We start from the raw sequence: 7,528 nt of genomic DNA on the forward strand, positions 1-7,528 counted from the left end.
TCAATTTCCTTAGAGAAAACTAGTACAGTTGTTATTGGTCAATTTTAAATAAAAATATAGGATAAACAATTGTATAATAGTTGAAAACAGATACAGATTATCAAATAAGGTGATTATAAGCAATTGATCGTAACTTATTAGAATTTGATATTCACTTCACTAATCTAACATACTCAATTTCTAAAATTCTCTATCCATAAGTTTGAAGCTATAGAAAAACTCAAGCTTATACCCAATGAAAATCAAAGAGTATTAGGAGAAATTTATCAAAACTTTACATAATAAAAACGCATAATATCAAGCTTACCTACATCTGATATTATGCGTTTTTATCATTTTAAAATTTTTAAACCTATCTCTTTTAAGGATATAAAAAAGGTTTATAATTTCCATAAAAATTGACATGGAAATTATAAAACCATTATTAGTTTAACCCTTGTTGGTAACGCGCCAATTCGGCTTGGTTAGCCCAAACATAGTGACCTGGACGGATTTCTACCATGGATGGCTTATCAGTCTCATAGTCGTGTTGACTTGGGTCGTAAACCTTCAAGACCTTTTTGCGTTCCAAGATTGGATCTGGGATTGGTACCGCTGAAAGCAAGGCCTGAGTATATGGATGAATTGGATTGTTAAACAATTCTTCTGTTTCTGCAACCTCTACAATAACACCCTTATAAATAACTGCGATACGATCTGAAATAAAGCGAACAACCGACAAGTCATGGGCGATGAAGAGATAGGTCAAACCAAGTTCTTTTTGGAATTTTTTGAGCAAGTTCAAGACTTGGGCACGAACAGAAACGTCCAAGGCTGAAATGGGCTCATCCGCAATAACAAAATCTGGTTGCATGACCAAGGCACGGGCAATACCGATACGTTGACGTTGACCACCTGAGAATTCATGAGGGTAGCGAGTCAAGTGCTCAGCAAGAAGACCTACTTCACGGATAATATTTTTAACTTTCTCTTTACGTTCTTCTTCATCTTTGAATAGATGATGATTGTAAAGACCTTCAGAAATAATATAATCAACAGTCGCACGTTCATTCAAACTTGCCGCAGGGTCTTGGAAAATCATCTGGATTCGACGAATCAATTCCGCAGCTTGTTCACGCGATTTCTTACCATTAATCTTTTGACCTTCAAAAATGATATCTCCATTACTTGTATCATTGAGACCGATTATCGCACGACCAATAGTTGTTTTCCCACTACCTGACTCACCTACAAGCGAGAACGTTTCTCCCTTGTTGATAAAGAAGTTGGCATTTTTAACCGCAACAAACTTCTTACTTCCTTCACCGAAGGAAATTTCTAAATCTTTGATTTCTACTAATTTTTCAGACATTTCCTTCCTCCTAGTCTGCCAGATGGGCAAATCCCATTTTATCACGGATCTTATCGTGGAGATTTGCAATCACAGCTGGTTTTTCTACTTTTGGAGCATCCTCATGAAGAAGCCAAGTTTTAGCCCAATGCGTCTCTGATACTGAGAATTGAGGAGCTTTTTGTTCGAAGTCAATTTGCATTGCGTAGTCTGAACGCAAGGCAAAAGCATCCCCTTTCAGGTCAGTATAAAGCGACGGAGGTGTTCCTGGAATTGAGTAAAGATCTCCTTTATCATCAGCAAGCTGAGGCAAGCTAGACAAGAGACTCCATGTATATGGATGGCGAGGGTCATAGAAGACTTCCTCAACAGTTCCATACTCAACGATTTCTCCAGCATACATAACCGCTACCTTATCCGCAATACTTGCTACCACACCAAGGTCGTGGGTGATAAAGATTGTTGTGAAATGGTACTCGTTTTGTAATGATTTGAGCAAATCAATAATCTGAGCTTGAATAGTTACATCCAAGGCAGTCGTTGGCTCATCACAGATCAAGACATCAGGTCGGCAGGCAAGGGCAATCGCAATAACGATACGTTGACGCATTCCTCCAGAATATTGGAATGGGTATTCATCAAAACGTCTATCTGCATCTGGAATCCCAACCTTATTCATGTAGTCAATGGCCAATTCTTTTGCTTCCTTAGCTGTTTTTCCTTGGTGTTTTACAATAACTTCTGTAATCTGACTACCAATTGTTTTAATTGGGTCCAAACTAGTCATTGGATCCTGGAAGATAGTCGCAATTTTAGCACCACGAATTTGTTCCCAATCCTTGTGAGAAGACAAGGCTGTCAAATCCTGACCACGATAGTCAATGCTACCTTGAGCAATGCGACCATTTTCTTCAAGCATACCTGTGAAAGTCTTTGTCAAAACAGATTTACCTGATCCTGACTCACCTACCAAGGCTAATACTTCTCCTTCAACTAGTTCAAGGGAAACTCCGCGAATGGCTGTCAATACTTTGTCACGAACGTCAAATTCCACGACAATATCGCGAGCAGTCAAAATTACATTTTTTTCTTTTGTCATTTCTACTCCTATCTATGTGTACGTGGATCACTAGCATCCGCTAAGTTTTGACCAACTACGAAAAGGGATAAGGATACCAAGACAAGAGTTGTCAATGGAATCCAGAACAAGTAAGCATTGGTTGTTACGTTTTGTGAATAATCTGAAATCAAACGACCCAAACTTGGCACTGTAATCGGTAATCCAAGACCGAAGAATGACAAGAAGGCTTCGTATGAGATAAAGCTTGGAAGCATTTGAGTCATCGTTGTCACAATAACAGATACCAATTGTGGCATGATGTTTTTGGCAACAATCTTCAAGGTTGGTGTTCCCAAAGTACGTGACGCCAAGTTGTATTCCAAATCACGATAACGCAAGATTTGCACACGGATCATGAAGGCAATCCCAATCCATGTTGTCACACTCATAGCAAAAATCAGATTCCAGAATCCAGCTCCGATTGAGTAAGTCAAGACAATGACAATCAAAAGAGATGGGATGTTTGAGATAACGTTATAAACTTCCATCATCACACGGTCAACTGATTTTGAAATCCCCCAAATACCACCGACAAAGACACCGATAACTAGGTTAATCACTGTCGCAATCACAGAAATGAGGATAGAGTTACGAGCTCCGAACCAGACACCGTCAAAGAGAGATTTACCGTTACTGTCAGTACCGAACCAATGCTCAGCATTTGGCTTGATATAACGAGCACTAAAGTCGTTTACCTTGCTGACATCATTGAAATCAAACTTAGAAAACATTGGGTAGATGAAACTCATCAAAATGATAGCTACCAATATTCCCAACATGACTACAGTTGATTTCTTCTTCATAAATTGTCTAAACACTGAACCCCAGTATGAATAAGCTGGCGCATCAATGGCTTCAGAGGCAAAATCGTCACGTTTTACAAACTGAAATTTTTCTTTATCGATTGTAGACATTATTTGCCTCCTTTCTCAGTCAATTTAATACGTGGGTCAATAATAGTCATCCAAATATCTCCCAAAAGAAGTGAGAAGATAGAAATACATGTAAAGATGAAGACAAGACCAACGACCATAGAGTTATTAGATGCTTTTACAGAGTCAATCAACATTTTACCCATACCTGGGAAGGCGAAGACTGTTTCAGTAAGGGTTGCACCACCGATAACCCCGATAACAGCACCAGGAATTCCTGAAACCAGCGGAACCATGGCATTTTTAAAGATGTGTTTGTTTGAAATTTCTTTTTCAGACAAACCTTTGGCACGAGCAAAACGTACAAAGTCTTGTGATTGCAAGTCAATCATATAACGACGAATCCAAATAGCTGTACCAGGAGCACCCAACAAACCAAGGATAACTGCTGGTAAAACGTAAGAACGCCAATCTCCAGCACCCAAGATAGGGAATGAATCTGGCAAGCCGATTGAAGAACCAGCCAAACGAACGATATAAACCAAGGCAATGGTTGGAAGAGCCATCAAGAAGGTCAAAGCCCCTGTTGAGAAGCTATCAATCCAAGTATTCTTAAAGCGAGCCATAGCTGAACCAAGTGGCACAGCAATCGCATAAGAAATCACCAAACCAATCAATCCAACGACAGCAGAGCTAGCAATCATAGAAGGATATTGGTAGTTGCTTTCAGTAGCAGTATATGGGTCATCTTTCCCATAGTTAGCTACTTCACGAGAGTCAGCCTGACTAGGTGATTTGTAGGTTCTTGAGTAAATATTTACAGAAGAAGTTTTCTTACCTGTTGGGAACTGAACTTGAGATGTTTTTGTTTGTCCTTGTCCCTGAGTAATAACCTGTAAAACAGGGCTATTAGCATAGGTTGGATAAGAGTCACCTAAATTAATGTTCACAAAATTTTGATGCACGAATGGGAACTGACTGTTGAAGTACAAGAGATATTTGTGTTTAGTTCCTGAACCAACCAATGACCATCCGATAGCTGGATCGTTTTCAAAACGAAGGTAACGTTTCAAGTCTGGATTTTCAGGGTCTTGAATTTTATTTGTATGATCAATGTCAATCAAGTTAGCATAGAATTTGAAAACACGTTCAAAAATTGGGATTTCACGAGTAGCGTAGAATTGTCCACTTTCAGTAAATTCTCCCAAGGTCCAACCATGACCGATTTGTTTGATGTATTTTTCATAGATGGCCTTGTTGGTGTCATTAGCTTCAACTGTTACAGAAGCATCCATCTGGCTAGCTTTTTCTTGCAACTCTTTGGTATCGTAGTACTCGATATAGCCCATACGCTCATAAACGGTATTCTCATAGTTATCACGTTTATCAGCAGTCGTCGCAATCTTGTTATAGTTGGTATCCTGTTTGAAAATCAATTTTCGAGGAACCATTGTATAGATAATCGTGTAGGTCAAGGTTGTTACTAAGAAGATAGAAACCAAGGACCGCAAAACACGCATAAAAATATATTTTTTCATATCATTTCCTTTAAAAATCCCAAAAGAACCTTCTCCTCATGGAGAGAAAGTTCTATTGAAAATTATTTACTTCACATGACTTGCCAATTCTTTTTGAGCTTTCTCATTTGATTCAGCTTTTTCTTTCAACCATTTTTCACGAGCTTTTTCATACTCTTCTTTGGTGATTGCTTTTTCACCAACTTCAGTGTACTTCAAGTATCCTGAATTTTCACCTTTAAGGCCGGCTACTGAATATGAAGAGCTAAATGGTAGAACTTTTGAAACATATGAAACGGCTGTTTCTTTAGGAGAAGCCATTACTGGAATTGTCAAAGCATTGTCAGTCAACCAAGCTTGTGCTACTGCATATTTTTCATAACGTTTTTGAACGTCTTGGTTTTCGCTGTTTGCGTCATCAAGTAATTTTCCATAGTCAGCTAAACCAAGTTTGCTTACTACTGATGCATCAGTGTTTTGGTCAATACCAAGGTAAAGGCGAGTATTTCCTCCCTTAATGACGAACTGATCCAAGAAAGTAGAAGGATCTTGATAGTCAGGGTTCCATCCTAGCAAGGTATGAATATCCCAGTCTTGTTCTTTAGCTGTTGGAGCACTAAATGAAATTGGTAAAGCTTCTGCTTGAGTCATTTGTTGTAAGTCTACAACGACATTATCTGAACCCAATACTTTTTCAATTGATTGTTTCAATGATTGAACACGGTTTACAACCGCTGTTGATTCTTGGATAACCAAGGCATCCAAGTGGATTGGGAATTCAACACCTTCAGCTTGTAGACTTGATTTAGCTTTAGCAAAGACCTCTTTAGCTTTTTCTTCATTGTAAAGTCCATTTTGAGAATCAGCTAGAGAAATCTTAGCCCAAGTAGAAGAATTCGTCTTAGCCAAGCTTTCTTGTACCAATTCACCAAATGTTTTCTTACCAACTTGAAGAGCATAAGGTGCAAATGTATTACGAATAGCTACTGCAGCTCCATCTGTACCATTTGTTTGAGCTGAATAAGAATTACGATCTACCGCAAAGTTCAAGGCTTGACGGAACTCCTTATTTAGCAAAGCCTTTTGAGTAGAAGTCTTTTGTGCTTCACTTGTCTTAGCTGTGTGGTTATAAGCTGTACGACCATAGTTTAAGCTGACAGTTGCAACACCCGCACCTGGTTCATTAAAGTAAATGTTATCCTTGAAGTCAGCTGCATATTTTTCATATGTAGAACTTGTAGGGAAGATACGAGCCTTGCTATATTGACCATCAGCAAAACCTTTAGCAATCACATCTTGATCTTTACCATCCCAAAAAGTGAACTTAACATTCTCAATTTTTACATTTTCTTTGTCCCAGTAAGCGTCATTTTTAGCCATTTCGATAGATGATTTCGGAGTTACAGCCTTCAAGACAAATGGACCGTTATAAAGAATAGAGTTAGCATCTGTTGGAGCACCAAACCCTTCACCTTTTGAAGCTAAAAACTCTTCATTAACTGGCATCATGACACCGCTAGTTGTCTTGTCATTCCAGAAAGTTTCTGGTTGATTCAAGGTATATTCTAAAGTTTGATCATCAAGTGCTTTTACACCAACCGTTGAAAAGTCTTTTGTTTCACCCTTGATATATGCTTCTAATCCCTTAATAGAAGAGCTAACGATTGAAAGTCCTTTTGATTTTCCATCTACGGCGTGTTTCAAACCAGTAACGAAGTCTTTAGCAGTTACAGGAGCGTATTCTTCTCCCTCTGCAGTTACCCATTTAGCATCCTTACGAATTTTATAGGTATAAGTCAAACCATCTTTTGAAACTGTCCATGATTCAGCGATAGAAGGAACCAGATTCCCATATTTATCGTTAGCCAACAAACCATCTACAGCATTTGTTGTGATGAATGATGTTGAATCGATATTGCTGACGATATAATCCAAGGTTTCTGGATCTATTTGATAAACATATTGGTAATCTTTTGCTAGTTTAGCATTATTTGAACTAGTGTTTGAACACGCAGCTAGAACTCCTGACACTAATAAGGTAGCTCCCGCTACAGCAAGCACTTGACTTTTTTTCATTTTTTACTCCTCTTATAAAATATAGGTTGTTATCAATTATATCATAGATTTCAAGAAAAGTAAACGAATTTTCAGAATATTTAGGCTTATTAACACAAAAAATCTGAAAAAGCTATTGACTGAAAATGATTTTCAAGGTATAATAATAAACGTTAAGGCGGTATAGCCAAGTGGTAAGGCACGGCTCTGCAAAAGCTTGATCGTCGGTTCAAATCCGTCTACCGCCTTCTATAACTTGATTTATCAGGTTCCATTTAAACAAAAAGCCCAGGTTAAAGGGCTTTTTTCTTTTTCTTCTAATGGATACATATAACTTACAAAAATTTTTGGAGCAAATTTGGGACAGACTTCTTTTTAGGAGACAATCTTTTGATACTCAATGAAAATCAAAGAGCAAACTAGGAAACTAGCCGCAGGCTGTACTTGCGTACGGCAAGGCGACGTTAACGCGGTTTGAATTTGATTTTCGAAGAGTATGAAATCAACTGAAAAAAACTTCGTCACACCTGGTGACAAAAGCCTCTAGTTTACTCTGTTTCTTCTTCTATTTCGACTTCTGTAATTTGGACTTTTACCTTGGTAACACGTCCATTTTTCACTTTATCATTGGTTA

Annotated in this window: 5 protein-coding genes and 1 tRNA gene; 1 reads left to right on the top strand and 5 read right to left on the bottom strand. The window is 38.2% G+C overall.

Annotation, left to right across the window (positions count from 1 at the left end; translation table 11 throughout):
• Positions 1–424 precede the first annotated feature (424 nt).
• The 5 genes from RWO85_RS09215 to RWO85_RS09235 form a co-directional block, all read right to left on the bottom strand.
• Complete coding sequence (locus RWO85_RS09215) at positions 425–1,351, bottom strand: ATP-binding cassette domain-containing protein (protein WP_042900321.1); 927 nt, start codon at positions 1,349–1,351, stop codon at positions 425–427.
• 10 nt (positions 1,352–1,361) lie between these two features.
• On the bottom strand, positions 1,362–2,429 hold the full coding sequence (locus tag RWO85_RS09220; protein ID WP_000159549.1) for an ABC transporter ATP-binding protein: 1,068 nt from the start codon (positions 2,427–2,429) through the stop codon (positions 1,362–1,364).
• Positions 2,430–2,437: 8 nt separating this feature from the next.
• A complete protein-coding gene (gene oppC, locus RWO85_RS09225) occupies positions 2,438–3,364 on the bottom strand; it encodes an oligopeptide ABC transporter permease OppC (protein WP_000103691.1) in 927 nt (308 codons plus the stop codon).
• On the bottom strand, positions 3,364–4,860 hold the full coding sequence (locus RWO85_RS09230; RefSeq protein ID WP_000759916.1) for an ABC transporter permease: 1,497 nt from the start codon (positions 4,858–4,860) through the stop codon (positions 3,364–3,366). Before RWO85_RS09230 ends, oppC begins: the two co-directional genes overlap by 1 nt.
• Positions 4,861–4,926: 66 nt before the next feature.
• Positions 4,927–6,915 carry a peptide ABC transporter substrate-binding protein gene (locus tag RWO85_RS09235; RefSeq protein WP_314415484.1) on the bottom strand — a complete coding sequence of 663 codons (1,989 nt, stop codon included), beginning with the start codon at positions 6,913–6,915 and terminating at the stop codon, positions 4,927–4,929.
• Positions 6,916–7,071: 156 nt separating this feature from the next.
• On the opposite strand from RWO85_RS09235, the gene RWO85_RS09240 reads away from it, so the two are divergent.
• Positions 7,072–7,142 (top strand) — tRNA-Cys (locus tag RWO85_RS09240).
• Positions 7,143–7,528 lie beyond the last annotated feature (386 nt).

Source organism: uncultured Streptococcus sp. (assembly GCF_963521865.1).
In the GTDB taxonomy this organism is placed as follows: Bacteria; Bacillota; Bacilli; order Lactobacillales; family Streptococcaceae; genus Streptococcus.

Bases quoted from the DNA above. Each gene is read 5' to 3' on its own strand.
- RWO85_RS09220 (WP_000159549.1), bottom strand. From the start codon at position 2,429: ATGACAAAAGAAAAAAATGTAATTTTGACTGCTCGCGATATTGTCGTG.
- RWO85_RS09235 (WP_314415484.1), bottom strand. From the start codon at position 6,915: ATGAAAAAAAGTCAAGTGCTTGCTGTAGCGGGAGCTACCTTATTAGTG.
- RWO85_RS09215 (WP_042900321.1), bottom strand. From the start codon at position 1,351: ATGTCTGAAAAATTAGTAGAAATCAAAGATTTAGAAATTTCCTTCGGT.
- oppC (WP_000103691.1), bottom strand. From the start codon at position 3,364: ATGTCTACAATCGATAAAGAAAAATTTCAGTTTGTAAAACGTGACGAT.
- RWO85_RS09230 (WP_000759916.1), bottom strand. From the start codon at position 4,860: ATGAAAAAATATATTTTTATGCGTGTTTTGCGGTCCTTGGTTTCTATC.